The 24006-nt window shown below is 61.0% G+C and carries 21 protein-coding genes and 1 tRNA gene; 7 read left to right on the top strand and 15 right to left on the bottom strand.

The genetic code is table 11. The annotated features are described in order from the left end of the window. Nucleotides 1–48: 48 nt before the first annotated feature. Entirely contained in the window at nucleotides 49–996 is a 948-nt protein-coding gene (locus ACIP02_RS20885; RefSeq protein ID WP_400619978.1) for a GCN5 family acetyltransferase, read from the top strand. 267 nt (nucleotides 997–1263) lie between these two features. Here the strand turns inward: ACIP02_RS20885 and ACIP02_RS20880 are convergent, their stop codons facing one another. The 8 genes from ACIP02_RS20880 to ACIP02_RS20845 all read right to left on the bottom strand — a co-directional run bounded on the left by ACIP02_RS20880 (nucleotide 1264) and on the right by ACIP02_RS20845 (nucleotide 8052). Next, nucleotides 1264–3066: a tyrosine-type recombinase/integrase gene (locus tag ACIP02_RS20880; protein ID WP_400619975.1), complete on the bottom strand. Its 1803-nt coding sequence runs from the start codon at nucleotides 3064–3066 to the stop codon at nucleotides 1264–1266. A 221-nt stretch (nucleotides 3067–3287) separates the two neighbouring features. Beyond that, nucleotides 3288–3363, bottom strand: a tRNA-Gly gene (locus ACIP02_RS20875). A 64-nt stretch (nucleotides 3364–3427) separates the two neighbouring features. Next, on the bottom strand, nucleotides 3428–3988 hold the full coding sequence (pgsA, locus tag ACIP02_RS20870) for a CDP-diacylglycerol--glycerol-3-phosphate 3-phosphatidyltransferase (protein ID WP_016711578.1): 561 nt from the start codon (nucleotides 3986–3988) through the stop codon (nucleotides 3428–3430). A 33-nt stretch (nucleotides 3989–4021) separates the two neighbouring features. After that, entirely contained in the window at nucleotides 4022–5845 is a 1824-nt protein-coding gene (gene uvrC / locus ACIP02_RS20865) for an excinuclease ABC subunit UvrC (RefSeq protein ID WP_400619972.1), read from the bottom strand. Between the two features lie 7 nt (nucleotides 5846–5852). After that, nucleotides 5853–6491, bottom strand: a complete 639-nt coding sequence (gene uvrY / locus ACIP02_RS20860) for a UvrY/SirA/GacA family response regulator transcription factor (RefSeq protein WP_003251380.1) — start codon at nucleotides 6489–6491, stop codon at nucleotides 5853–5855. Between the two features lie 63 nt (nucleotides 6492–6554). Continuing rightward, nucleotides 6555–6944, bottom strand: a complete 390-nt coding sequence (locus tag ACIP02_RS20855) for a helix-turn-helix domain-containing protein (protein WP_400619969.1) — start codon at nucleotides 6942–6944, stop codon at nucleotides 6555–6557. A 108-nt stretch (nucleotides 6945–7052) separates the two neighbouring features. Next, nucleotides 7053–7484 carry a GNAT family N-acetyltransferase gene (locus ACIP02_RS20850; RefSeq protein WP_400619966.1) on the bottom strand — a complete coding sequence of 144 codons (432 nt, stop codon included), beginning with the start codon at nucleotides 7482–7484 and terminating at the stop codon, nucleotides 7053–7055. A gap of 175 nt (nucleotides 7485–7659) precedes the next feature. Continuing rightward, complete coding sequence (locus tag ACIP02_RS20845) at nucleotides 7660–8052, bottom strand: DUF488 domain-containing protein (RefSeq protein ID WP_400619963.1); 393 nt, start codon at nucleotides 8050–8052, stop codon at nucleotides 7660–7662. 128 nt (nucleotides 8053–8180) lie between these two features. Between ACIP02_RS20845 and ACIP02_RS20840 the strand changes: the two genes are divergently transcribed. Beyond that, nucleotides 8181–9797: an inorganic phosphate transporter gene (locus ACIP02_RS20840; RefSeq protein WP_400619961.1), complete on the top strand. Its 1617-nt coding sequence runs from the start codon at nucleotides 8181–8183 to the stop codon at nucleotides 9795–9797. A gap of 158 nt (nucleotides 9798–9955) precedes the next feature. On the opposite strand, the gene ACIP02_RS20835 is transcribed toward ACIP02_RS20840, so the two are convergent. The 3 genes from ACIP02_RS20835 to ACIP02_RS20825 all read right to left on the bottom strand — a co-directional run bounded on the left by ACIP02_RS20835 (nucleotide 9956) and on the right by ACIP02_RS20825 (nucleotide 12675). After that, a complete protein-coding gene (locus ACIP02_RS20835) occupies nucleotides 9956–10651 on the bottom strand; it encodes a glutathione S-transferase N-terminal domain-containing protein (RefSeq protein ID WP_400619958.1) in 696 nt (231 codons plus the stop codon). Nucleotides 10652–10737: 86 nt separating this feature from the next. Continuing rightward, a complete protein-coding gene (locus ACIP02_RS20830) occupies nucleotides 10738–11235 on the bottom strand; it encodes a PaaI family thioesterase (RefSeq protein WP_400619956.1) in 498 nt (165 codons plus the stop codon). Nucleotides 11236–11292: 57 nt separating this feature from the next. Beyond that, nucleotides 11293–12675 (bottom strand): amino acid permease, encoded by a 1383-nt coding sequence (locus tag ACIP02_RS20825; protein ID WP_400619954.1) that lies wholly within the window; start codon nucleotides 12673–12675, stop codon nucleotides 11293–11295. 255 nt (nucleotides 12676–12930) lie between these two features. Between ACIP02_RS20825 and gcvA the strand changes: the two genes are divergently transcribed. Then, complete coding sequence (gcvA, locus tag ACIP02_RS20820; protein ID WP_400619951.1) at nucleotides 12931–13827, top strand: transcriptional regulator GcvA; 897 nt, start codon at nucleotides 12931–12933, stop codon at nucleotides 13825–13827. Between the two features lie 250 nt (nucleotides 13828–14077). Continuing rightward, a complete protein-coding gene (locus ACIP02_RS20815; protein ID WP_400619949.1) occupies nucleotides 14078–15328 on the top strand; it encodes an aspartate aminotransferase family protein in 1251 nt (416 codons plus the stop codon). 3 nt (nucleotides 15329–15331) lie between these two features. Here the strand turns inward: ACIP02_RS20815 and ACIP02_RS20810 are convergent, their stop codons facing one another. Further along, on the bottom strand, nucleotides 15332–15634 hold the full coding sequence (locus tag ACIP02_RS20810; RefSeq protein WP_201199645.1) for a hypothetical protein: 303 nt from the start codon (nucleotides 15632–15634) through the stop codon (nucleotides 15332–15334). 210 nt (nucleotides 15635–15844) lie between these two features. On the opposite strand from ACIP02_RS20810, the gene ACIP02_RS20805 reads away from it, so the two are divergent. Both ACIP02_RS20805 and fusA read left to right on the top strand, forming a co-directional pair. Continuing rightward, nucleotides 15845–16270 carry a hypothetical protein gene (locus tag ACIP02_RS20805; protein ID WP_400619946.1) on the top strand — a complete coding sequence of 142 codons (426 nt, stop codon included), beginning with the start codon at nucleotides 15845–15847 and terminating at the stop codon, nucleotides 16268–16270. Between the two features lie 73 nt (nucleotides 16271–16343). Continuing rightward, nucleotides 16344–18455 carry an elongation factor G gene (fusA, locus tag ACIP02_RS20800; RefSeq protein ID WP_400619944.1) on the top strand — a complete coding sequence of 704 codons (2112 nt, stop codon included), beginning with the start codon at nucleotides 16344–16346 and terminating at the stop codon, nucleotides 18453–18455. Between the two features lie 129 nt (nucleotides 18456–18584). Here fusA and ACIP02_RS20795 read toward each other — a convergent pair whose 3' ends face one another. The 3 genes from ACIP02_RS20795 to ACIP02_RS20785 all read right to left on the bottom strand — a co-directional run bounded on the left by ACIP02_RS20795 (nucleotide 18585) and on the right by ACIP02_RS20785 (nucleotide 23052). Further along, complete coding sequence (locus ACIP02_RS20795) at nucleotides 18585–20027, bottom strand: SulP family inorganic anion transporter (RefSeq protein ID WP_400619941.1); 1443 nt, start codon at nucleotides 20025–20027, stop codon at nucleotides 18585–18587. An 85-nt stretch (nucleotides 20028–20112) separates the two neighbouring features. Next, a complete protein-coding gene (locus ACIP02_RS20790; RefSeq protein WP_400619938.1) occupies nucleotides 20113–21822 on the bottom strand; it encodes a S8/S53 family peptidase in 1710 nt (569 codons plus the stop codon). Nucleotides 21823–21876: 54 nt separating this feature from the next. Then, nucleotides 21877–23052, bottom strand: a complete 1176-nt coding sequence (locus tag ACIP02_RS20785) for a hypothetical protein (RefSeq protein WP_400619935.1) — start codon at nucleotides 23050–23052, stop codon at nucleotides 21877–21879. Nucleotides 23053–23179: 127 nt separating this feature from the next. Between ACIP02_RS20785 and ACIP02_RS20780 the strand changes: the two genes are divergently transcribed. After that, on the top strand, nucleotides 23180–23944 hold the full coding sequence (locus ACIP02_RS20780) for a secretin N-terminal domain-containing protein (protein ID WP_400620061.1): 765 nt from the start codon (nucleotides 23180–23182) through the stop codon (nucleotides 23942–23944). Nucleotides 23945–24006 lie beyond the last annotated feature (62 nt).

The raw sequence follows: 24006 nt of genomic DNA, 5'->3' as shown, positions 1-24006 counted from the left end.
TGTTGCCGCTGTTAGGATGGCATCTTCACATCATCAGCAGGGAAACGCATGTTCGATCTACTCAAGCTGCTCACAGACAACAGCCCCTCGCTCACTAGCGATATGCAGGCCTGGTTCAAACAGTACCCGCCAGACGCAACTTGGAATATTTTTTCGGACTACTGCGTAGGGAACACGGAGAAGGCGAACGACAGCTTTTCGTTCGTCATCACGCTGATGCACGACACCGATAAGAATTTCTCGGAGTACATCGCCAACGTGGCTCCCAAGGATCTCAAGAAAACCCGGCAGGCGTCGGATGGCTTGATTTCCTACCTCAACTGCCCTGTAGCCTTCAGCGTCTCATTCATCGTAGAGCGAGAGTCGAAGCTGCTTCGAGACTTCATCACTGACGATAATATTCACGGGTTTTGCCTCGACATGCGGGAACTGATCGCATCCTGGCTGAGTGAACCGGGTATTGATAAAGAATACTGGCAACGAATTGATAAAGCGTTGGGAGATTTTGCGTCCGAAGTGAAACGCAAGAAATTCAATGCGAAACTCGCGAGGCAGGTGTTGTTGACATCAACGCTCGCTGCATTCCTCTTCTTGACGCTTAACCAGCTCAAAGAGCCGGCTTACATCAGATGGATCACCGACCGAGATGCGACATTCGAAAAATACAATGAGGTCGCATTCGATATAGCTTTTGTGCTGTTTCTCGTTGCTCGAGCTCAGTCGGGGATTGTGAAGAACCCAAATAAACCACAGTATATTTTTGCTTACCCATTCATGGACGGAAAAACTGACTACGCGGAGCATGTACGCCTCCCTGACTACCTCGCAGGTCTTTGCGCTGACATACAACTTCCCTCGATGGAATTCACACACACCAAATTCGAAAAAATCTTCGGCAACGCCATAATAAACTCGAAGAACAACGTCGTTCTCCAAATCCTTGGCAATCCAGAAAGAATAACAGCTAGACGCTTATCCTTTAGGGAGGACATATGAGTGCACGCTTCAGTAAAAAATGGCAGCATAGTCTTACCATACGCTTTGGAATACTAACTTCGCTAAGCGCTACAATCTGTTGGATGAAGCATAGAATGTGGTCGGAGATCTGTTCACCAAAATCCACTCTGCCCGGCACCCTCCTAAATGGCATGGTGTTTCTGTCAAACGAACTGGGCGGCGCGCTGCATGCAGGCAGACGCAGTGAGATTTACTACCCAGAGGATTGATAGCCTTTCCGACACCTTGTTAATTAATACATAAGCGCTAACATTCACCAGTCAGAATCTTAAGTAATTCGTCAAAATTTTCTAGGGTCACAACACTATGTGGAGAATTACCGCGTAACTGAGCGTGCGGTTCACTCAATAGTCGGTGGACACTCCAAGCCTCCAATGAAGGGAGGGCGTCGAATACTGCCAGCACCAGTTTGTGCTTCAAGGGATCTAGCTGCCAATCAGGAATACGCTGCCCCCGGTTACCCAGGCTGAGCGAGAGAATGCGGCGTGCTTTGATATCACGATTAATCTGGTCACGGGACTTGCCTGCTAGACGAGCGAACGCGGGGAGTGGAAGGTTAGTTGGCGCTTCGTAGATAGCAAGCATCTGCGCACGTTCCTTTTGAATATCAGAGACCTCAAGGCTTGGCACCTGAGAGTCCGACTCGAGCGACGGCCGCCAGTTTGCTCTCCCGCCCTTCCGTCCCGCTCGCGACTCGGATTGAGTACAGACATGTTGCAACGGTGCTGCAACCCGCAAAGCATTCGTCGACATCGGCTGTGAAGCCGTCCCTTCCAATCGGATTGTCAAGGGGGCTCCTGCTGCCTGAGCATGCCCTAGAGCCCAGAGATCCAGGCGATTGGCCCAATCCTGCATCATGGCCCGGCGCTGCTCGACATACTCAGCATGATTATACGAGGCACTGACCTTGTCGGGATCAGCATGCGAAAGCTGAGCATCAATCCAGACTTTCGGATAACCGATCTCATTGAGCGCAGTGGAGATAGTGGCACGCATACCGTGCCCGGTGAGTCGATCAGCGAACCCCATGCGCCGCAGCGCACTGTTCAACGTGTTCTCGCTGATCCGCTTGCTCAAGTCACTCCGATGGGCAAGCAAATGCCGCTGCGCAGGCACCACACGATCGAGCAGCAGCCTCACCACCTCCACCGCCTGGACAGATAGCGGCACGATGTAGGGCGGCACCTTGGAGGCCTGGCTGCGGCTTTTACGCATCTTGAGCTGCAGCTGCTTGACCACCTCAGGCGGGATGACCCAGAGCCGCCGCTCCAGGTCGAATTGATCCGGCGAGGCCAAACGCAGCTCACCGGTGCGCACTCCGGTAAGCAACAATAGCCAGATGCCCAACAGGGTCTGCTGCCCACCATGATAGCCGCGCAGCTTGTTCAGAAGTTGAGGCAACTCATCCATGCGCAGGAAAGGATTGTGCTCTACAGGTGGCTTGGGCATCGCCACCACATCCAGGTCTGCAGCGGGGTTGTGCTCAAGCCCCGCTACGCGCACAAGCGCGTAGCGGAACAATTGATTGAGCCAGGTGCGGCACTTTTCTGCGGTGGTGAACGCGCCACGAGACTCGATGCGGTCCAGCACCCCCATGAGCACATGACGACTGACGTCGTAGATGGAGCGGTCACCGAGGTAGGGAAGAATATCTTTGCTGAAGATGCGCAAAATTTGCGACAGCGTGCTCTGCCGGCCTTCCTTGAGACTCAGGCGGCGAAAGGCGATCCACTGGTTGAACACGACCTCGAAGGCATGATCGCTGGAGAGGCGAACCGCCAGGCGCTGCTGCTTACGCTGTTCGCTGGGATTGGTACCCTGAGCGATCAGCGCCCGGGCTTCATCACGCTTCGTCCGCGCACCCCGTAAACCGAGCTGCGGATAACTACCAAACGACATGCGCTTCTGCTTGCCGGCCCAGTAGTAACGGAAATGCCAGATCTTCCCGCCCTGCGCGGTGATGTGAAGAATCAGGCCATCGCTGTCAGCGAGCGTATAGTCCTTCCCAGTGACTCGGGCGTGCCGAATCGCCATCTCCGAGAGTGCCATGGTGACCTCCTGAACCTGTCAGAGGCCAAATGCTCGTCTCGTGCTCCACCAAGCTCCACCGGAAAAGCGAATTGGGGCATTTCCAATTCTGGCCTCAAATCTGGCCTTAAATTTCCCGGATACTGCCGGTTTTCGGTGGTTTCCGCTGGAACGAAAAAAGGGCCCTAAGGCCCTTTTTTCAACGACTTACAGACTTCCATGGAACTCTGTAGATCTATAACTGGAGCGGGAAACGAGACTCGAACTCGCGACCCCGACCTTGGCAAGGTCGTGCTCTACCAACTGAGCTATTCCCGCGTCGTGATGGGTGCCATTCTAGCGATTTCCAAAACCGCGTCAACCCCTTGATTCAAAAAAACTTTTATTTCTGTTCCGAGCCTTCGCGCAGATGCGGCCAGGCGGCCAGCAGGTAGTGCACCATCGACCACAGCGTCAGCCCCGCTGCCACCAGCAGCAAGCCATAACCGAGGATTACCCAGAACGTCACCGCCGGCGGGTTGGCCAGCAGAATCACCAGCGCCAGCATTTGCGCCGCGGTCTTCCATTTGCCCAGGTTGGACACCGCCACATGCGCCCGCGCGCCCAGTTCGGCCATCCACTCGCGCAGCGCCGATACCACGATCTCGCGGCCGATGATTACCGCCGCCGGCAGGGTCAGCCAAAAGTTGGCGTGGGTCTGCACCAGCAGCACCAGGGCCACCGCCACCATCAGCTTGTCGGCCACCGGATCGAGGAAGGCCCCGAACGGCGTGCTCTGCTGCAGGCGACGCGCCAGGTAGCCGTCCAGCCAGTCGGTGGCGGCAGCAACGGCGAACACACTGCTGGCGGCCATGTAGCTCCAGTGATACGGCATGTAGAACAGCAGAATGAAAATCGGGATAAGCAGGACGCGTAGAACGGTGAGCAGGTTTGGAATATTCATCGGTACGACTGGCCGCAAGTTGAGCCCGGCATTCTACTCGCTATGCAGGCTGGCATAAATTGATTCGGCAAGCTTTTTACTGATGCCGGGGGCTTTGGCGATCTCATCGATACTGGCGCGGTTGAGCTCCTGCAAGCCGCCGAAATGTTTCAGCAGGTCGCGCCGGCGCTTCGGCCCTACCCCGGCGACATCCTCCAGGCTCGACACCCGGCGGGCCTTGCCACGGCGGGCGCGGTGGCCGGTGATGGCAAAACGGTGGGCTTCGTCGCGGATCTGCTGGATCAGGTGCAAGGCTGCCGAGTCGCCCTTGAGGGTAAATTCGTGGTGCACGTCGTTCAGGTACAGGGTTTCGAAACCGGCCTTGCGCGTCACGCCCTTGGCCACGCCGAGCAGCGTGAGGTCGGTGAAACCCAGCTCCTGCATCACGTCGCGGGCCATGTTCAACTGGCCCTTGCCGCCGTCCACCAGCAGCACGTCGGGCAGCTTGCCTTCACCGTCCTTGATGCGCCCGTAACGGCGGGTCAGCGCCTGGTGCATGGCGGCATAGTCGTCACCGGCAGTGACGCCTTCGATGTTGAAGCGCCGGTAGTCGGACTTCAGCGGGCCTTCGGGGCCGAACACCACGCAGCTGGCCACGGTGGCTTCGCCGCTGGAATGGCTGATGTCGTAACACTCCAGGCGTTGCGGCACCTCATCCAGGCCCAGTACTTCGGCCAGCGCCTCGAAACGCGCGGCCATGTGCTGGCGGTTGGCCAGGCGCGCATTCAGCGCCTGCTCGGCGTTGGTCACTGCCAGCTGCTGCCAGCGGGCGCGGGTGCCGCGTACCCGGTGGCTGATAGTCAGTTCGCGGCCACGCAGGGTGTGCAGTGCCTCGGTGATGGCGTCAAAGTCTTCGTGAACCACGTTGACGATCAACTCGCCAGGCAGTTCGCGTTCGGCGTTGCCCAGGTAGTACTGCGAGAGGAACGCGGCCATGACCTCGGCCACCTCCTCCTCGATGCCGACCTGCGGGAAGAAGTTCTTGCTGCCCAGTACCCGCCCGCCGCGCACGCTGATCAGGTGCACGCAGGCGCCACCCGGGTTGACGAAAGCCGCAATGACGTCGACATCGCCGCTGCCGCCTTCGATGTACTGCTGGTCCTGCACACGGCGCAGCAGGGCAATCTGGTCGCGCAACTCGGCAGCCTTTTCGAAATCGAGGGCCATGGCGGCCTTTTCCATCTCGGCATTCAGCTCGTTGCCCAGTTGCTGGCTGCGGCCTTCCAGGAACATGACCGAGTGGCGCACGTCCTCGGCGTATTCCTCGGCACTGACCAGGTCGGTGCAGGGCCCTTTGCAGCGTTTTATCTGGTATTGCAGGCACGGCCGGGTACGGTTGGCGTAGTAGCTGTCCTCGCACTGGCGTACGGAAAAGGCCTTTTGCAGCAGGCTGAGGCTTTCGCGAATGGCACCGGCGCTGGGGTATGGGCCGAAATAGCGGCCCTTGGCCTTTTTCGCCCCACGGTGGATGCCCAGACGCGGGAACTCACCGTCGGACAAGAACACGTAAGGGTAGGACTTATCATCGCGCAACAGGATGTTGTACGGCGGCCGCCATTCCTTGATCAGGTTCTGCTCCAGCAACAACGCCTCGGTTTCGTTGGCGGTGATGGTGGTTTCGACCTGGGCGATGCGCGCAACCAGCGCAGCGGTCTTGGGCGCCAGGCCGGTCTTGCGGAAATAGCTGGCAAGCCGCTTCTTCAGGTTCTTGGCCTTGCCCACGTAAAGCAGCCGGGCTTCGCCGTCGAACATCCGGTAAACGCCCGGGCGACCGCTGCAGGTTGCCAGGAATGCGCTGGCATCAAAGACTTGGGACATGAGGTTTTTACAGGCTTGCGTCAACCATACCGTGGCGAACGGCCAGCAAGGTCAGTTCGACGTCGCTGGTGACCGAGAGTTTTTCAAAGATCCGATACCGGTAAGTATTGACGGTCTTGGGCGAGAGGCACAACTTGTCGGAGATGATCTGCACTTTCTGGCAGCCGACAATCATCAGGGCAATCTGGATTTCCCGCTCGGACAACGCGTCGAACGGCGAGCCCTGCGGCTGGAACGGTTTCAGCGCCAGTTGCTGGGCAATCTGCGGGCTGATGTAGCGCTGGCCGGCAAACGCCAGGCGGATCGCCTGGACCATTTCATCAAGGCCTGCGCCCTTGGTCAGGTAGCCAGCAGCGCCGGCTTGCAACAAGCGCGTGGGGAACGGGTCTTCCTCGCACACGGTCACGGCAACCACCTTGATGTCCGGGTGGCTGCGCAGCAGTTTACGGGTAGCCTCCAGGCCGCCGATGCCGGGCATTTTCACATCCATCAGCACCACGTCCGGTTTCAGCTCACGGGCCAGCTTGAGCGCCGACTCACCCGAATCGCCCTCACCCACCACCTGCAGGCCATCGATGTCGGCCAGCATGCGTGTAATACCGGTTCGTACCAGATCGTGATCATCGACCACTAAGACCCTAATCAAGCACACACCTCGTTAACAGGGCGATTGGATCCCGCCACCTTAACAAAATTTTTCACGGTGGGCCTAACGCATTACCTCTGTAAGAAGCGTCTGACGCTCAAGTGTGAGAGGACGCACTTTTTGTTGGGCTTTATCCTGGCCAACCAGGCGCCCGAGCAGGTGCCAGAGCGCCGCCTGATCGTCGAACGACAACTGCCGGAAAGCCCCCAGCAAACCGGACTCGTCCGCACTCAAACCTTCGAGCGGTGCCGGCGAGCGAATGCCACTGAGCACGTACAGCGCATCCACGCCCTTGGCCGCCAACGCTGCCAGATAATCGATCCGGGGCGTACGTTCGCCGCTTTCGTACTTGCCCTGGGCGTTGGGTTCGACCCCGCCAATATCACCAAATACGCGCTGGGTCATGCCCAGTCGCTCACGTTCTTCTCGCAGTCGCGGACCGATTCCATTCATGGGCTGCTCCTCTTTCCTGACATTGCTCATGCACGACCGAAAGTGGTCCTGAATGTTTGGATCCACTATGCCCATGCGCTTTGGCCGCGACAAGCCATCATTTCGCTATTATCTGATTGCTCGCTGCATCCGCACGAAACAACCGTCTTCACCCATTTCGACGAAGCCATGGCGCTGGTACAGCAAGCGGGCCGGGTTGCTGCGGAACACCATCAGGCGCAACAACGGCAAGCGCCTCTGCCTGGCCCATAGCGCCAACTGCTTCAGCACCCAGCTGCCAACCCCGCGCCCACGGTGCTCGGGTAACAGGTGCAACTCGCGGATGAACAATGCCTGGCGGTCCTGGCTGAGGCTACAGAAGCCCAGCATGGTGTCGCCCTCAGTCACCAACCACTGCTCGCGCCAGCCCCAGGCCTCGTCAAAGGCTTCCTCGATCCACAGCAGGTCGAACTCGCGGTAGTAAGGCAGCATGGCCCGGCGAGTGAGGTTGCGGGCGAAGGTGCAGTGGCTGGCGGTGGCGGGGGTTAGTTGTAGGGGCATGGTTATTTCGGCTCTCGGGCGCGGGGAGACCTTTGTAGGAGCGGCCTTGTGTCGCGATAGGGCTGCAAAGCAGCCCCGGGATCTTCGCCTTAACGCACAAATTGCTGGGGCCGCTCTGCGGCCCTATCGCGACACAAGGCCGCTCCTACAATGGCCAATACAGCAGGGAAAAAAATCAAGGCTCATTGGCATAACACACCGGCGAACTTCCAGGCCCGCGCCTGTCCAGCTCGTCTTCCAACCAGTCAGCCAGCACCCGGGCATTGTTGTGCTCGGTATCCTTGCCAGCATAGAGCAGGGTCAGCCTCCCCTTTCCCGCCATGTCCAGCAGTGGATACCAATACTCCGGATGAGCGGCCAGCTCCTGCCGGTAGTGTTGGGTAAAACCGGCAAAATCGACCTTGCCCTGGTGAAACGCCTTACGCAATTGCGCCGAAGGTGCCACTTCTCGCAACCACTGCCCGTGCAGGTCTTCCTTGCGCTTGTTGCGCGGCCACAGGCGATCGACAAGCACGCGCTGGCCATCCTCCTTTGCAGCCGCGTCATAGACGCGCTTGCAGCAAATCATGACTATCTCCTGCCCTTACCGTCTGTCTTGAGCCTAGATAATTCATTGATCGAGGTCACGGTCGGGTTACCAATTGTTTCTATGCTCAAGGCCTTCGGCACTTTCTCCCAACGCCGACCGGAGCCCCCATGGCAACCCCGTCACTGGCCAGCCAGGCGCAACTGGCCCAATGCGATTCACGCCCACAACTTGGCCAGAAGCCAGGGCGCGCCACCTTGTTGCTGTTCTTCGGCCTGCTACTGGCCGGCATTGCCTACACCGCCTGGAGCCTCAAGCAAGACGTGACCGCCAGCGGCACAGTAATCACCACGGTCACACCCTTCCTGCTATTGGGCCTGGCGCTGCTGATTGCCCTGGGCTTCGAATTCGTCAATGGCTTTCATGACACCGCCAATGCGGTTGCCACGGTGATCTACACCCATTCGTTGCCGGCGCCGGTGGCCGTGGTGTGGTCCGGGCTGTGCAATTTCCTCGGGGTGCTGCTTTCCAGCGGCGCAGTGGCGTTCGGCATCATCGCGCTGTTGCCGGTCGAGCTGATTCTGCAGGTCGGCTCATCCGCCGGGTTTGCCATGGTCTTCGCCCTGTTGCTGGCGGCGATTATCTGGAACCTCGGCACCTGGTGGCTGGGCCTGCCGGCATCATCCTCGCACACCCTGATCGGTTCGATCATCGGCGTGGGCGTGGCCAATGCACTGATGCACGGGCGTGACGGCACCAGCGGCGTGGACTGGAGCCAGGCCAGCAAGGTCGGTTATGCCCTGTTGTTCTCCCCACTGATCGGGTTTGCCTGCGCTGCCCTGCTGCTGCTGGCCCTGCGCGCGCTGGTCAAGCGCAAGGCGCTGTACCAGGCGCCGGAAGTCCGGACCCCGCCGCCATGGTGGATCCGCTCTGTGTTGATCCTGACTTGCACCGGGGTGTCGTTTGCCCACGGTTCCAACGACGGCCAGAAAGGCATGGGCCTGATCATGCTGATCCTGGTCGGCACCCTGCCCATGGCGTATGCACTGAACAAGACCATGCCCAACGAGCAGGCCCTGCAGTTTTCCGCCGTCGCCGAGGTGACCCGCCAGGCGCTGGTACGCAGCGACCCGCATCCGGCACCGGCCGACCCGCGCCAGGTACTGACGCTGTTCATCGCCGCCCCCAAGGTCAGCCCGCAACTGGTACCGGCGCTGGCAGCGTTGACCGGGGTGATCGGCGAGCAGGTCAAAGGCTATGGTTCGATCAAGCGCGTGCCGGCCGAAGCCATGGCGAATGTACGCAATGACATGTACCTGACCAGTGAAGCCATCCGCCTGATCGAAAAAAACCGGCTGGTCGCGTTCGATGCCGACACCCGCGGCCAATTGCAACTGTTCAAGACCCAACTGGATGACGCCACGCGCTACATCCCGCTGTGGGTAAAGGTGGCCGTGGCCATCGCGTTGGGGCTGGGTACCCTGGTGGGATGGCGGCGCATCGTGGTGACAGTGGGCGAGAAGATTGGCAAGACGCACCTCAGCTATGCACAAGGCGCTTCGGCCGAAGTGGTGGCGATGTGCACCATTGGCGCAGCGGATATGTTCGGGTTGCCGGTGTCGACGACACATGTGCTGAGTTCCGGCGTGGCCGGGACCATGGTGGCCAATGGTTCGGGCGTTCACAAACGCACGCTGATCAATTTGCTGATGGCTTGGGTGCTGACCCTGCCGGCGGCGATGCTGTTGGCAGGGAGCCTGTACTGGCTGCTGACCCAGATTTTCTGAATGTGCACACCATACCCTGTGGGAGCGGCTTTAGCCGCGAAGAATCCAACGCGGTGCATGGCACCGGCTGCGCCGGTGTTCGCGGCTAAAACCGCTCCCATAGTGTCCCTGCTAACTCAATGAGTTATGTGCAATTCTATGAGAGCGGGTTTACCTGATCAGCCCGGAACTTTCAGGCCCCGCTGCACCGCCGGCCGCTCAAGGAACTTCGCCAGCACCCGCTGCACGTTCGTGAACTGATCAAAGCCCACTAAATCGCGGGCGTTGTACCGCTCCACCAGGTTACGCACCCACGGGAAGATCGCAATATCGGCGATGCTGTACGCGTCGACCATCCACTCCCGGCCGTTCAAGTGCCGGTCCAGCACGCCAAGCAAACGCTTGGACTCGTTCACATAACGGTCACGCGGGCGCTTGTCTTCATATTCCTTGCCAGCAAAGAAATGGAAGAAACCGACCTGGCCGAACATCGGCCCGATGCCGCCCATCTGGAACATCAACCACTGCAGGGTCTGGTAACGCTGGGCCGGGTCCTGGCTCAGCAACTGCCCGCTCTTCTCCGCCAGGTACTGCAGGATCGCGCCCGACTCAAACAGCGGCAACGGCTGGCCGCCCGGCCCGTTGGGGTCGAGGATGGCCGGGATCTTGTTGTTGGCACTCAACGAGATGAACGCTGGGCTGAGCTGGTCGTCATTGTCGAAGCTGACCTTGTGCGGCTCGTAGGCCAGGCCGATCTCTTCGAGCATGATCGAAACCTTGACGCCGTTAGGCGTTGGCAGCGAATACAACTGCAGCAGTTCGGGGTGTTTGGCGGGCCACTTGCGGGTGATGGGGAACGCACTGAGATCGGTCATGATCAACCTTGCCTGGGAATGAACCTGTCACTCTAAAGACATCCCCGGCCGCTGACCATCACCGACCGCTTATCAGCGCTGGAAGCTCAGGCCTGGCCGTGGGCCTTGAGCTTGAGCTTTTCGGTATCGACGCGGACAAACACCGAGTCGGCTGTCACGGTCAGCACATCGTCGGCCCACACTTCGCAGATCACCCGGCTCTTGCGCCCCACTTCACCCTCCACGCGCGCCTTGAGCAACAGCTCGACACCCATTGGCGTAGGTTTCAGGTACGTCAGGTTGAGCGTGCCGGTGACGCAGTCGATTCGCGGCAGGCTACCCGGCTCGCGGCCTTCGTGACGGTAGTGGTAAGCCATGGCCGTCCAGTTGGAATGGCAATCGACCAGCATCGCCAGCAGGCCGCCATACACCAGGCCGGGCCAGCCAATAAAGGTGCTGTCAGGTGCATGCCGGCACACCAGGTGGATGCCGTCGTTGTCCCAATGGCTTTGCAGGTGCAGGCCGCTGGGGTGAGAACAGCCGCAGCCGTAGCAGGTACCTTCAGGCGCCGCCAGGGCCTGCAGGGAAAGGGTGTGGTCGTTCATACGCTTCCTGTGCTTATAGATAGGGGGGCGCGCAACGCCCCCATTAAAGCAGAAACATCAGGCGGTCTGGGCAACCACCTTGGCGCGCCGCTGGGTCAGCGAAACCAGCAGGATGAATGCGGTCACACCCGCGGTCATCAGCGTTTCATAGCGGTAGGCATCGCTGAACAGCATGTAGCCCAGCACCAGGGCAATGGTGCCGATCACCAGCCAGGTCAGGTACGGGAACAGCCACATCTTCAGCTCCAGCGGGCGCCCTTCGCGCTCGGCACGGGCCCGCATGCGCAGTTGCGACACGGCAATCACCAGGTACACCAGCAAGGCGATGGCACCGGTGGTAGACAACAGGAAGCCGAATACCTTGCCCGGGAACACATAGTTGACCAGGCAACCGGCAAAGCCCGCCAGGGTGGAGAAGATCACCGCCACAGTCGGCACGCCCGAGCCGGAGATGCGCTTGGTCACGCTCAGCGCCTGGCCACGGGCACCCAGCGAATAAAGCATGCGCGAAGCGGTGTACAGGCCCGAGTTCATGCAGCTGGTCACGGCCACCAGCACCACCAGGTCGACCAGCAGCTTGGCACCCGGCACGTTCAGCACTTCCAGCACCCGCTGGAACGAACCGACCGCTTTCAACGCCGGGTCGTTCCAGGCTACCAGCGACACCACCAGGAAGATCGACGCCAGGTAGAAGATGGCGATGCGGTACACCACCAGGTTGGTGGCGCGGCGGATCTTGTCTTTCGGGTTGGCGGTTTCGTCAGCAGCGATGGTGACGATCTCGGCGCCGAAGAACGAGAAGATGGTAATCAGCACGCCACCCAGCACAGTGCCGAAGCCATTGGGCATGAAGCCGCCGGTGTCCCACAGCCGGCTAACCCCGGACACCTCGGCCAGCGGCCAGAAGCCAAACACCGCCAGGGTGCAGACACCGATGAAGCCGATGATCGCCACCACCTTGACCAGCGCGAACCAATATTCGAAGGCGCCGAAGTTCTTCACGCTGACCAGGTTGGTGCCGGACAGCACCAGCATGATCAGGAAGGCGAACAGCCACGACGGCACGCCGGGGAAGTAGGCATGCAGGATATCGGCACCGGCAATCGCCTCGACCGGAATGATCAGCACCCAGAACCACCAGTACAGCCAGCCGATGGTAAAGCCGGCCCACGGTCCGATGGCCTCGGAGGCATAGGTGGAGAACGAGCCGCTGTTGGGGTTGGCGATGGCCATTTCACCGAGCATGCGCATCACCAGTAACACCAGCAGGCCGGTCATGGCATAGGAGATGAGGATGGCCGGGCCGGCGGTGGCGATGGCGTTGGACGAGCCGATGAACAGGCCGGCACCGATGATGCCGGCGATGGAGATCATGGACACCTGACGCGAGGTCAGGCCGTGTTGCAGCGAACGCTGTTTCTTATTGTCTTGCGAAGCCATGAAGAACCCTCGAATGGGTCGGCCGCGGCGTGGCGGCTGAAGGTCGGAGCAGAATTCTTGTAAATGTCTGATAGTCGTTGTTGTTGTTTTGCAGATGCCGAATGCGGGTACTGACCTCCTCTTCGCATGACCGGTTGTAATCGTTGATCCAGGTCAGTATTAATCTATAGGCCGGGGTCAACAAACGACCTTTTCGAACCACATGATTCCTCTTTGGAATGAACTTCTTCCTTTTTTGCTCGGTATTTGCCCGTCATGTCCAAACGCCTGATGCCTTCGACCACCGCCCTTCAGTGCTTCGAAGCGGCCGCCCGCCACCTCAGCTTCACCCGTGCGGCGCAGGAACTGCACCTGACCCAGAGCGCCGTCAGCAAGCAGGTGGCGCAGCTTGAGGACATGCTTTCGCACTCGCTGTTCCAGCGCATTCGCCGGCGCCTGCACCTGACACCGGCCGGCGCGCTGTACCTCACCGAAGTGAACAAGATCCTCACCCAGATCGACATTTCCAGCCGCTACATCCTCAGCTACGGCGACGAAACCGAAGTACTGCGTATCGCCACCCAGCCCACCTTCGGCGCGCGCTGGCTGGTGCCCAGGCTCAAGGGTTTCGGCGACCGTTACCCACGCATTCACCTGGACGTGCGCAACGAGCTGGAGCCGTTTGACCTGGTGCAGTCCAAGGCCGATATTGCGTTTTTCTTCGGCCAGGGCACTTGGCCCGGGGCGACTTGCATCGAGCTGTTCAGCGAAGAGGTAGTGCCTGTGTGCAGCCCGCAGCTGCTGGCCAACCACCGTTTCGACAGCGCCCAGGCGCTGACCGAGCACCGCCTGTTGCAATGCGTGTCGCGGCCGGAGGCCTGGCACGAATGGTTTCTGGGGTTGGGCCTGCACAGCCAGAATAGCTACCACGGGCCGCGCTTCGACACGTTCTACCTGTGCATTCGTGCGGCCATTGCCGGTTGCGGCATTGCCCTGATTCCGCGTTACCTGGTGGCCGAAGAACTGAGCGAAGGCAAGCTGGTGGTGGCCTGGGACCACCCGGTGGCGAGCAATGGCCGACACTTCATCGCACATGCCGAGCATGCCGCCGAAGTGCCCAAGATTCGGGCCTTTGTGCAGTGGATTCGGGAGCGGGTGGCTGAGGGGGATTGATGTTTCCTGATCCGGCCTCTTCGCGGGTGAACCCGCTCCTACAGGATCACCACAGGCCTGGGCATTGTGCGATCCCTGTAGGAGCGGCGGTGCGGCGATCCGATTCACCCGCGAAGAGGCCGGCAAAGGCAACACAAATCAAAGGGCAGATCACGAATCCATGGAATGACCGCAATCGAATAATTCGTTTGCGGAAGAACCCGCCAACACGCTTGGATAATAAGAAACTCGAACAAGGTCCCGCGTGCCCATGAACCAGGAAAGTATCAGCCAATCCATTGCCATCGTTCACCCGATCACACTTTCCCATGGCCGCAACGCCGAAGTCTGGGACACTGACGGCAAACGTTACATCGACTTCGTCGGCGGTATCGGTGTGCTCAACCTGGGCCACTGCAACCCGGCCGTGGTCGAAGCGATCCAGGCCCAGGCCACGCGCCTGACTCACTACGCCTTCAACGCCGCACCCCATGGCCCGTACCTGGCCCTGATGGAGCAGCTGAGCCAGTTCGTACCGGTCAGCTACCCGCTGGCCGGCATGCTCACCAACAGCGGCGCGGAAGCCGCGGAAAACGCCCTGAAAGTGGCCCGTGGCGCCACCGGCAAGCGCGCCATCATCGCCTTCGACGGCGGCTTCCACGGCCGCACCCTGGCCACCCTGAACCTCAACGGCAAGGTCGCCCCCTACAAGCAACGGGTCGGCGAACTGCCTGGGCCGGTGTACCACCTGCCCTACCCCAGCGCCGATACCGGGGTAACCTGCGAACAGGCGCTCAAAGCCATGGACCGTCTGTTCAACGTCGAGCTGGCGGTGGAAGATGTGGCGGCGTTCATTCTTGAACCGGTGCAGGGCGAAGGCGGTTTCCTGGCCCTCGACCCGGCCTTCGCACAGGCCCTGCGCCGCTTCTGCGACGAACGCGGCATCCTGATCATCATCGACGAGATCCAGTCGGGCTTTGGCCGCACCGGCCAGCGCTTCGCCTTCCCGCGCTTAGGGATCGAGCCCGACCTGCTGCTGCTGGCCAAGAGCATTGCCGGGGGCATGCCGCTGGGTGCGGTGGTCGGGCGCAAGGACGTGATGGCGTCGCTGCCCAAGGGCGGCCTGGGTGGCACCTACTCGGGCAACCCGATTGCCTGCGCGGCGGCGCTGGCCAGCCTGGCGCAGATGACCGACGAGAACGTGGCCACCTGGGGTGAGCGCCAGGAGCAGGCCATCGTCAGTCGCCACCAGCGCTGGAAGGCCTCAGGCCTTAGCCCGTTCATCGGCCGCCTGACCGGCGTGGGCGCCATGCGTGGCATCGAGTTCGTTAATGCCGATGGCAGCCCAGCCCCGGCGCAGCTGGCCAAGGTGATGGAAGCGGCGCGGGCCAAAGGCCTGCTGCTGATGCCGAGCGGTAAAGCACGGCACATCATTCGCCTGCTGGCACCGCTGACCATCGAGGCCGAGGTGCTCGAAGAAGGCCTGGATATCCTCGAGCAGTGCCTGGCGGAATTGAACTGAGTTTTACAGGCCCAGTTCAGCCGGGGTAAGCATGTCGGACTCGAAGGCAATCCAGCCGCCTTCAAGTTCGGCGTGGCCGTTGACGATCGGGCCGTAGTAAGTCAGGCCGTTCTCCAGGGTCACGCAGATGTGCGTGGCATTCTTTTCGGGGGCCGCGAGCGTACCGACGAAATGCACCTTTTTCAGGGTCTCGGTCACCGCCTCCAGGCCAACGCGCATGTTGGGGTTTTCCGAAGCTTCGGTATCCCCGCCGCGGTCTTCGGCGCTGATGGTGACGGTGGCGATGTACGGGTACTTGGTGCTCAAGCGGGGTTACCTCAGTGGGGGTTTGGCGTATGGGCGCGTAGAGTACGGCAGGCGGTCTCTGTTGTCTCTACCGGCCTCTTCGCGGGTGAACCCGCTCTCACAGGTACAACACAGCCTTTGAATACTGTGCAGTCCCTGCAAAAGATGATCTGCAGGCCCCGATCTGTTAGGGTGCCCGCCGATGCACGCCACACCACACGAGGATCCCGAGTGAGCGCCGAAGAACCCCTGATCGCCGACCTGTTCGATGTCGACAAACGCCTGTCCCTCAAGCCCGTCGTAGACTTCAACAGCTACCTGCGCAACGCCTTCGGCGAAGGCCCATGCCGCTGCCACCGCTGCCTGGACTGCGCCGACCAGAGCACCTACAGCCACGCGCACACCTTCACCTTCGAAGGCCGACAGTGGCACCGCCGCTTCGCCAGCACCGCCGGCAGCGACGTTGCCCAGGTGCTGAAAAAGGCCTGGCTGTCGTACACCAAGGCCGACCTGACCCTGATCGGCGCGCTGGACCTGACTACCCTCAAGACCTTCACCGAAGCCACCCTGCACCCGCGCCTGCTGGCCCTGCTGCCGGCCAGCGGCCTGGCCCATGAAGTGGATGGCCAGTGGATGCTGCAAGCCCAGGCCGACTGACGGCCCGGCGGCACGGCAGGATTCCACCGGTCTGCTAACGTGGTGGAATCCGCCCAGCCGCAGGTAGTCCGCCATGGCCCGCACAACGCCCATCGAGCTGTACCGCAATATCGGCATCGTCGCCCACGTAGACGCCGGCAAGACCACCACCACCGAGCGGATCCTGTTCTACACCGGGGTCAACCACAAGATGGGCGAGGTGCACGATGGCGCCGCGACCATGGACTGGATGGCCCAGGAGCAGGAGCGCGGCATCACCATTACCTCGGCGGCGACCACGGCGTTCTGGCAGGGCTCGACCAAGCAGTTCGCCGACAAGTACCGCTTCAACATCATCGACACGCCCGGCCACGTCGACTTCACCATCGAGGTGGAGCGCTCGTTGCGCGTGCTCGATGGCGCCGTCGTGGTCTTCAGCGGCGCTGACGGCGTCGAGCCGCAGTCCGAGACGGTCTGGCGCCAAGCCAACAAATACCACGTGCCGCGCTTGGCCTACATCAACAAGATGGACCGCCAGGGCGCCGACTTTCTGCGGGTGGTCAAACAGATCGACCAGCGCCTGGGCCACCACCCGGTGCCGATTCAGCTGGCGATCGGCAGCGAAGAAAACTTCATCGGCCAGATCGACCTGGTGAAGATGAAGGCCATCTACTGGAACGATGCCGACAACGGCACCAGCTACCGCGAAGAAGACATCCCCGCCGAATTGCAGGCGCTGGCCGAAGAGTGGCGGGCGCACATGGTCGAAGCTGCCGCCGAAGCCAACGACGAGCTGACCACCAAGTTTCTCGAAGGCGAGGAACTGAGCGTCGACGAGATCAAGGCCGCGCTGCGCCAGCGCACCATCGCCAACGAGATCGTGCCAACCATCCTCGGCTCGTCGTTCAAGAACAAGGGCGTACCGCTGATGCTCGACGCGGTCATCGACTACCTGCCGGCCCCGTCGGAAATCCCGGCAATCAAGGGCACCGACCCCGACGACGAAAACAAGCACCTGGAGCGCCACGCCGACGACAAGGAACCGTTCTCGGCTTTGGCCTTCAAGATCGCCACCGACCCCTTCGTCGGCACCCTCACCTTCGCCCGGGTGTATTCCGGCGTGCTCAGTTCCGGCAATGCGGTACTCAACTCGGTCAAAGGCAAGAAGGAACGCATCGGCCGCATGGTACAGATGCACGCCAACCAGCGCGCCGAAATCAAGGACGTGTGCGCCGGGGACATCGCTGCGCTGATCGGCATGAAGGACGTGACCACCGGCGACACCCTGTGCGACATGGACAAGCCGATCATCCTCGAACGCATGGACTTCCCTGACCCGGTGATTTCCGTAGCGGTGGAGCCGAAGACCAAGGCCGACCAGGAAAAAATGGGCATCGCCCTCGGCAAGCTGGCCCAGGAAGACCCGTCATTCCGCGTGCGCACCGACGAAGAGACCGGCCAGACGATCATCTCTGGCATGGGCGAGCTGCACCTGGACATCATCGTCGACCGCATGCGTCGCGAGTTCAACGTCGAGGCCAACATCGGCAAGCCACAGGTGGCCTACCGCGAAAAAATCCGCAACACCTGCGAAATCGAGGGCCGCTTCGTCCGCCAGTCCGGTGGCCGTGGCCAGTATGGCCATTGCTGGATCCGCTTTGCCCCAGGCGACGAAGGCAAGGAAGGCCTGGAGTTCATCAACGAGATCGTCGGCGGCGTGGTACCGCGCGAGTACATCCCGGCGATTCAGAAGGGTATCGAGGAGCAGATGAAGAACGGCGTGCTCGCCGGCTACCCGCTGATCAACCTCAAGGCGGCGGTCTTCGACGGCTCGTACCACGACGTCGACTCCAACGAAATGGCCTACAAGATCGCTGCGTCGATGGCCACCAAGCAGCTGTCGCAGAAAGGCGGTGCGGTGCTGCTGGAGCCGGTGATGAAGGTTGAGGTTGTTACGCCCGAGGAATACCAGGGCGACATACTCGGCGACCTGAGCCGGCGCCGCGGCATGATCCAGGACGGTGACGAGACACCGGCGGGCAAGGTGATCCGCGCCGAGGTGCCGCTGGGCGAGATGTTCGGCTACGCCACCTCGATGCGCTCGATGACCCAGGGCCGGGCCAGCTTCTCGATGGAGTTCACCCGCTATGCAGAAGCCCCGGCGAGCATTGCCGATGGCATCGTCAAGAAGAACCGCGGGGAATGATGTTCTCCTGTGCTGGCCTCTTCGCGGCTAAAGCCGCTCCTACAGGGACCCCACCGTTTTCGACTCCGGTGAAATACTTGTAGGAGCGGCTTTGGCCGCGAAGAGGCCAGCACAGGCAACAACCCGTTATCAGTGCTGCTCCCCCGCCCGTTTCAACAGCTTCTTGCACCGCTCCGACAAATGCACCACGCGCAAATGCTTGCCCGCCTTGGCATAGCGCTCACGCAACGTCTTCAACGCCGCAATCGCCGAGTAATCGACAAAGCTCAAGTGCTGGCAATCCAGGGTAACTTTGCCCGGGTCATTGGCCGGGTCAAATTGGTTGAGGAACGGGGTAGTCGAGGCAAAGAACAACGTGCCATGCACCTGGTAGTGCTTACCCCCCTCCTCGTCCACATGGCTATCGGCATACAGCTCACGCGCATGCTGCCAGGCAAAGTTCACCGCTGCGATGACGATACCAAACAGCACGGCGGTGGCCAGGTCGGTAAACACCGTCACCACCGTCACCGCAATGATCGCCAGCACATCATTCACCGGCACCTTGTGCAGCACCCGCAACGAGGCCCAGGCAAAGGTCTGCTGCGCCACCACAAACATCACCCCGACCAGGGCCGCCAGCGGAATTCGCTCGATCAGCGGCGACAGGAACAACACGAACAGCAGAATCATCACCCCGGCCACGACCCCCGACAGCCGGCCTCGGCCATCGGAGCTGAGGTTGATCACCGTCTGACCGATCATCGCGCAACCGCCCATGCCACCGCACAAACCGGAAACCATGTTCGCCGCGCCCAAGGCCACGCATTCGCGGTCCGGGTAGCCGCGGCTCTCGGTAATTTCATCGGTCAGGTTCAACGTCAGCAGGGTTTCCAGCAGGCCGACCATGGCCATCAGCACCGCATAGGGGGCGATGATTTTCAGGGTTTCGAGGTTCCACGGCACATCCGGCAGCGCCAGCCCCGGGAAGCCGCCAGCGATATGCGCCATGTCACCCAGGGTGCGGGTGGGCAGGCCAAGCAGATACACCAGCAGGCCAACACCCAGAATCGCCACCAGCGCCGGCGGCACCGCACGGGTCAGCTTCGGCAGCACATAAACCACCGCCATGGTCAGCGCCACCAGGCCGATCATCAGGTACAGCGGCGCCCCGCTCAGCCAGTGCTCGCCATCCTTGAAGTGCTCCAGCTGGGCCATGGCAATGACGATGGCCAGGCCGTTGACGAAGCCAAGCATGACCGGGTAAGGCACCAGGCGTACCAGTTTTCCCAAGCGCAGCAGGCCAAACAGGATCATCACTACCCCGCCCAACAGCACCGTGGCCAGCAAGTACTGCACGCCGTGCTGCACGACCAACGCGACGATCACCACCGCCATCGAGCCGGCAGCACCGGAAATCATGCCCGGACGGCCGCCGAACAGCGCCGTCAGGGTGCAGATGATGAACGCGCCATACAGGCCCATCAGTGGGTTGAGGTGGGCCACCAGGGCAAAGGCGATGCACTCGGGCACCAGGGCGAACGAGGTGGTCAGGCCGGCAAGCAGGTCGGCGCGTAGTCGGGCGGGTTTCATGGGCATCCTGTGAGGCGGTCCGGGGCGGACGGTACAAAAAACAAGGGGCGCGATGTTACGGAATTTGTCTGACAGCGGCCACCGTTCAACGCACGCGTTCGCGGCTTTGTACCGCCAGGTCCAGCGCGCGCTGCATGTCCAGCCGCGCCGAGCGCCCAAGGTCGGGGTGGTTCAGCTGACCGCCACGCTCCGATGGCAGGATCGGCGCCGTCAGGTCCTCGGCGTCCATCGCTTCGAAATCCTGCTCGGTGCCCAAGGTCAAGGCGCTGCGCCGCAGCAACATGCGCAGCTGCTGCGGGGTCAGGGCCGGGTTGATCGACAGCATCGCCGCCACGGTGGCAGTGACCAGCGGCGTTGCGTACGACGTTCCGCAATGCGACAGCGCGCCGGCCACCGGGCGAATGCAGGCCGCCGCACTGACATCCACACGCATGTCGATGTTGGAACTGTGGCGTTTGCGCACGTGCTGCGGGTCTTCGACAGCCACCGCGTTGTCACTGCGCTGGTGCCCGCCCACGACCAGCAGTTGTTCGGTGATGAAGGACGATGGCAGTCGATATTCGTCGGTCCCCGACCAGGACGCCCCATTGCCCGCCGAATTCACGACAACTACATCGGGGTGCTCGGCGCGCAGCCAGAGGAAGAATTCTTCAAGCAGCTCCTCATAGCCACTCATGGCCAACCCGGAACGCACCAGCGAATCCACCCGGTCGCCCTTGACGTCGCGTGCCCCGATCCGGTGAATGCCCCAACTCCAGTTCAACACCCGCACGCCGTCCTCGACCAGGTTCACTGACGCAGCAATGTTAGCGGTGATGCCCGCATCCGAGTTGCGCTCGACAATCACCTCGAAGCCAGGACTCTGTTTGCCCAGACCTGGCAAAAATCCGTGATCCTGCGCGGCAATAATGCCGGCGACATGGGTGCCGTGACTGCTCGGGCGATTGCCGTCACGCGCGTACAGACACGTCAGGGCCTGCTTGCAGCCACCTCGGTAATCGCTGAAACCTGGCGCGTCAAAGTCCACTTCACGCTCGATTACCCCCACCCGCACCGGCTGCACCGGTATACGCGAAGCGGCAATTCGTCGCTGGTAGTAATACAGTGCGTCCATGAAGCGATTGGCGGCCCACTCCTCGGCCTGGTCGATGTCCCCGGGGTCGCGCCCACTGCCTTCCTCACCGCGCTCGGGGGCAGACTCCTCGATAATCACGGCATCCACGCTGACTTCACTGCCCATGCGCAGGATCATCGCGTCGCGCTGTTCCAGGTCGTTTACCGGCAAGCGCAGCTGGTAGACATTCAGCGGCGGTATGGCACCCACGACCCGGGCGCCGAATTTGTCGGCGATCCGTCGGGCTTCGCGGAGGCCATCGTGTTTTTCTTCGATCAAAAGGCTGACCAAGTCGACATAGGTGGTGAGGCCATCCATATTCTTCGCCACCTCGTCAGAGGCTGCTGCAACAACATGGCTGCGTTGGCTTGTCAGCCAGACCGGGTTACTGCTGCCGCCGCCGTCCTCCAGCCACAGCGGTGCGCTGCCACGGGCCTGGTTGGTCAGTTTCAGCGTCAGACGGTCATCTTGCCACTCGATACTGGCTGGCGGCAGCTTTGCACCGCCGAGCCAGACCGTCGGCAGACCGCCCCCGAGCCCCTCGGCGCGCAGACACCATTGTTGCCCGCCTTCACCGAGCAACTCACCACAACGCTGCAGTTGCTTGATGCGCAACGAATCAGCTGCAGCCTGGGCACCCAGGCTGCATAGCCACAACGACAGGATCAGGCAACGCTTCATGCAATAAGCCCCACTTACGCCATGTGCGTGCGACTGGCGGGGCAGATCAAAGGTTCAGCTGCGGCCGGTCACTGTCTTGTCGCGGGCGAGCCATTCGGCCATGGAAGCATCCTCAAGCGCATACTCGCCACGATTGGCCTTCCATACCAGTTCCTTGTCCCGCAATGCATCAAGGGCCTTTTGTACGTTGGGCGTACTGGCATTGGCCACGGCCTGGGCCAGTTCCAGCTTGCGGCTGACATCGGCCAGGGTTTGCTCGGTAAACGGCGAAAACGGCTGGCGGCGCAGCGTGCGTTCGGCCATTACCTCAAGCACTGCCTGCTGCAGGGGCGAAAGTTCGTTCCAGGCGCTTTCGTAGTCGCTCCACACGCCGGCCTGATGATTGAATGCCCCGTTGCGCAGCAGTTCACCCAGGTTGCCCGCTTCACCCAAGCCGACACTGACTTCGGCCAACAGCTTGTTGAGCATTTCCGGGCGGCGGCCAACCAGTTCGAAAGCGTACGCCAGGTCCTCGACCTTGAACTGGTTACTGTCGGCCAGGCGCCGGTTCCACAAAGCGGCGATGAACTCGACATATTCACGCCCCAGCAATGGAAATGGCGTGATACTGGCACCAAAGAACGGCTGCTTGCTTTTCAGCACCAGGTTGGCCAGCTTGTCGCGACTGGAACCGGTCAACACCAGGCGCAGGCCGTCCGGGCGGTCGCCGCGGTTGAGGTGGTCACGCGCAGCCTTCAGTGCAAACATTGCGTTCAGGCCATCTTCACTGTTGAGGGCATGCTGGGCCTCGTCGATGATTAGCACCACCATCTGCCCCGACACCTGATGCAACACGGCAAGTGCCTGAGCCAAGGTAGTCCCCTCAGGCAGTTGCGGGCGGGTGAAATCCCAGCTGAGGGTACGCAGCAGGTTTATCTTGTCGATACCGGCCTTTTTCGCAGCCTTGGCCAGCGCCCCTTCAAAGCTGCCCAGCGCAGCACCGATGGCGCCACTGATGAGCTCTGCCGGCGCGGCGTCTCGGTCCGACCACAGGTCGACGTATACCGGTAGCCAGCCGCGCCGTATGCATTCCGGGATGAAGTCGTTGTTGAGGAAGGTGCTCTTGCCCGTGCGTCGGGGCGCGGCAAGGAACATGCCCGAGCTGTAATCAACCAGCGACTCGCCAGCCAAGTCTTGACCCAAGGCCTTAGCCAATTGATCGCGACGCAGAAGCGGGCGAATGGGAGACATGCAATTATCCTCAATTATCTTGGTGACTATAATTTATACCCTGCAAGATAATACCCGATAAATGACCCTGTCACGCCACACCGCCGACGTGATCCAGGTCCAGCAGGAAGTCAGTAAATTTGCCATCATGTTGATTCCACTTGCGGAGATCATGGACATGCCGCTACGCCCCCTACTTGCTGCTCTGCTGGTGGTCGCCAGCCTTACGGCCCAGGCCGCCACAGAGGTACTGCCGCTACAGCACCGCAGCAGCGCCGAACTTATGCCCGCCGTGCAGGCGTTTATCGCCAACGACGGCTCGGTCAGCGCCTTTGAGAACAAGCTGATCGTCAACGCCAGCCCCGAGCGCATCGATGACCTGCGCGCCTTGCTGCAACAGCTGGACACCGCGCCCAAGCGCCTGCTGATCAGCGTCGACAACAACGACAGCAACTTCCAGGACAACCGTGGCAACGCGCGGGTCATCCACTACGGCACCAGCAACCGCGAAGGTGGCATGCAGCAGGTACAGGCCAGCGAAGGCCAGCCTGCCCTGATCCAGGTCGGCCAGAGCATCCCGATTACCAGCACTAGCACCGACGGTTACGGGCGCCTCCAGAGCAATACCGAATACCGCAATGTGACCCAGGGTTTCTACGTCACCCCACGCTTGAGCGGTGATACGGTTCGTCTGCAAATAAGCACCAATAATGATCGCATCAGCAACGAACGCGCTGATGTAGTGAAAGTACAAAGCACCGACACGACCATCACCGGCAAGCTTGGCGAGTGGATCACCCTGGCGGGTTACAACCAGCAGAGCCAAGCCGATCGCAGCACGTCAAGCCGCAGTTACAGCACTCAACGCGGTGAAAACATGACTTTGCGTGTCAAAGTCGACCTTCTCGACTGATCCCAGGCGTTTCAAGGCCTCGACCAAAGGCCTTGAAACTGACTACCAAGTCGCATTAGACC

Source organism: Pseudomonas sp. NPDC089408 (assembly GCF_044749445.1).
In the GTDB taxonomy this organism is placed as follows: Bacteria; Pseudomonadota; Gammaproteobacteria; order Pseudomonadales; family Pseudomonadaceae; genus Aquipseudomonas.
This window is presented reverse-complemented; position numbering and strand designations above follow the sequence as displayed.

Coding starts and splice junctions, on each gene's coding strand:
- ACIP02_RS20885 (WP_400619978.1), top strand. CDS start 49: ATGTTCGATCTACTCAAGCTGCTCACAGACAACAGCCCCTCGCTCACT.
- ACIP02_RS20880 (WP_400619975.1), bottom strand. CDS start 3,066: ATGGCACTCTCGGAGATGGCGATTCGGCACGCCCGAGTCACTGGGAAG.
- pgsA (WP_016711578.1), bottom strand. CDS start 3,988: ATGAATATTCCAAACCTGCTCACCGTTCTACGCGTCCTGCTTATCCCG.
- uvrC (WP_400619972.1), bottom strand. CDS start 5,845: ATGTCCCAAGTCTTTGATGCCAGCGCATTCCTGGCAACCTGCAGCGGT.
- ACIP02_RS20855 (WP_400619969.1), bottom strand. CDS start 6,944: ATGAATGGAATCGGTCCGCGACTGCGAGAAGAACGTGAGCGACTGGGC.
- ACIP02_RS20850 (WP_400619966.1), bottom strand. CDS start 7,484: ATGCCCCTACAACTAACCCCCGCCACCGCCAGCCACTGCACCTTCGCC.
- ACIP02_RS20845 (WP_400619963.1), bottom strand. CDS start 8,052: ATGATTTGCTGCAAGCGCGTCTATGACGCGGCTGCAAAGGAGGATGGC.
- ACIP02_RS20840 (WP_400619961.1), top strand. CDS start 8,181: ATGGCAACCCCGTCACTGGCCAGCCAGGCGCAACTGGCCCAATGCGAT.
- ACIP02_RS20835 (WP_400619958.1), bottom strand. CDS start 10,651: ATGACCGATCTCAGTGCGTTCCCCATCACCCGCAAGTGGCCCGCCAAA.
- ACIP02_RS20830 (WP_400619956.1), bottom strand. CDS start 11,235: ATGAACGACCACACCCTTTCCCTGCAGGCCCTGGCGGCGCCTGAAGGT.
- ACIP02_RS20825 (WP_400619954.1), bottom strand. CDS start 12,675: ATGGCTTCGCAAGACAATAAGAAACAGCGTTCGCTGCAACACGGCCTG.
- gcvA (WP_400619951.1), top strand. CDS start 12,931: ATGTCCAAACGCCTGATGCCTTCGACCACCGCCCTTCAGTGCTTCGAA.
- ACIP02_RS20815 (WP_400619949.1), top strand. CDS start 14,078: ATGAACCAGGAAAGTATCAGCCAATCCATTGCCATCGTTCACCCGATC.
- fusA (WP_400619944.1), top strand. CDS start 16,344: ATGGCCCGCACAACGCCCATCGAGCTGTACCGCAATATCGGCATCGTC.
- ACIP02_RS20795 (WP_400619941.1), bottom strand. CDS start 20,027: ATGAAACCCGCCCGACTACGCGCCGACCTGCTTGCCGGCCTGACCACC.
- ACIP02_RS20790 (WP_400619938.1), bottom strand. CDS start 21,822: ATGAAGCGTTGCCTGATCCTGTCGTTGTGGCTATGCAGCCTGGGTGCC.
- ACIP02_RS20785 (WP_400619935.1), bottom strand. CDS start 23,052: ATGTCTCCCATTCGCCCGCTTCTGCGTCGCGATCAATTGGCTAAGGCC.
- ACIP02_RS20780 (WP_400620061.1), top strand. CDS start 23,180: ATGTTGATTCCACTTGCGGAGATCATGGACATGCCGCTACGCCCCCTA.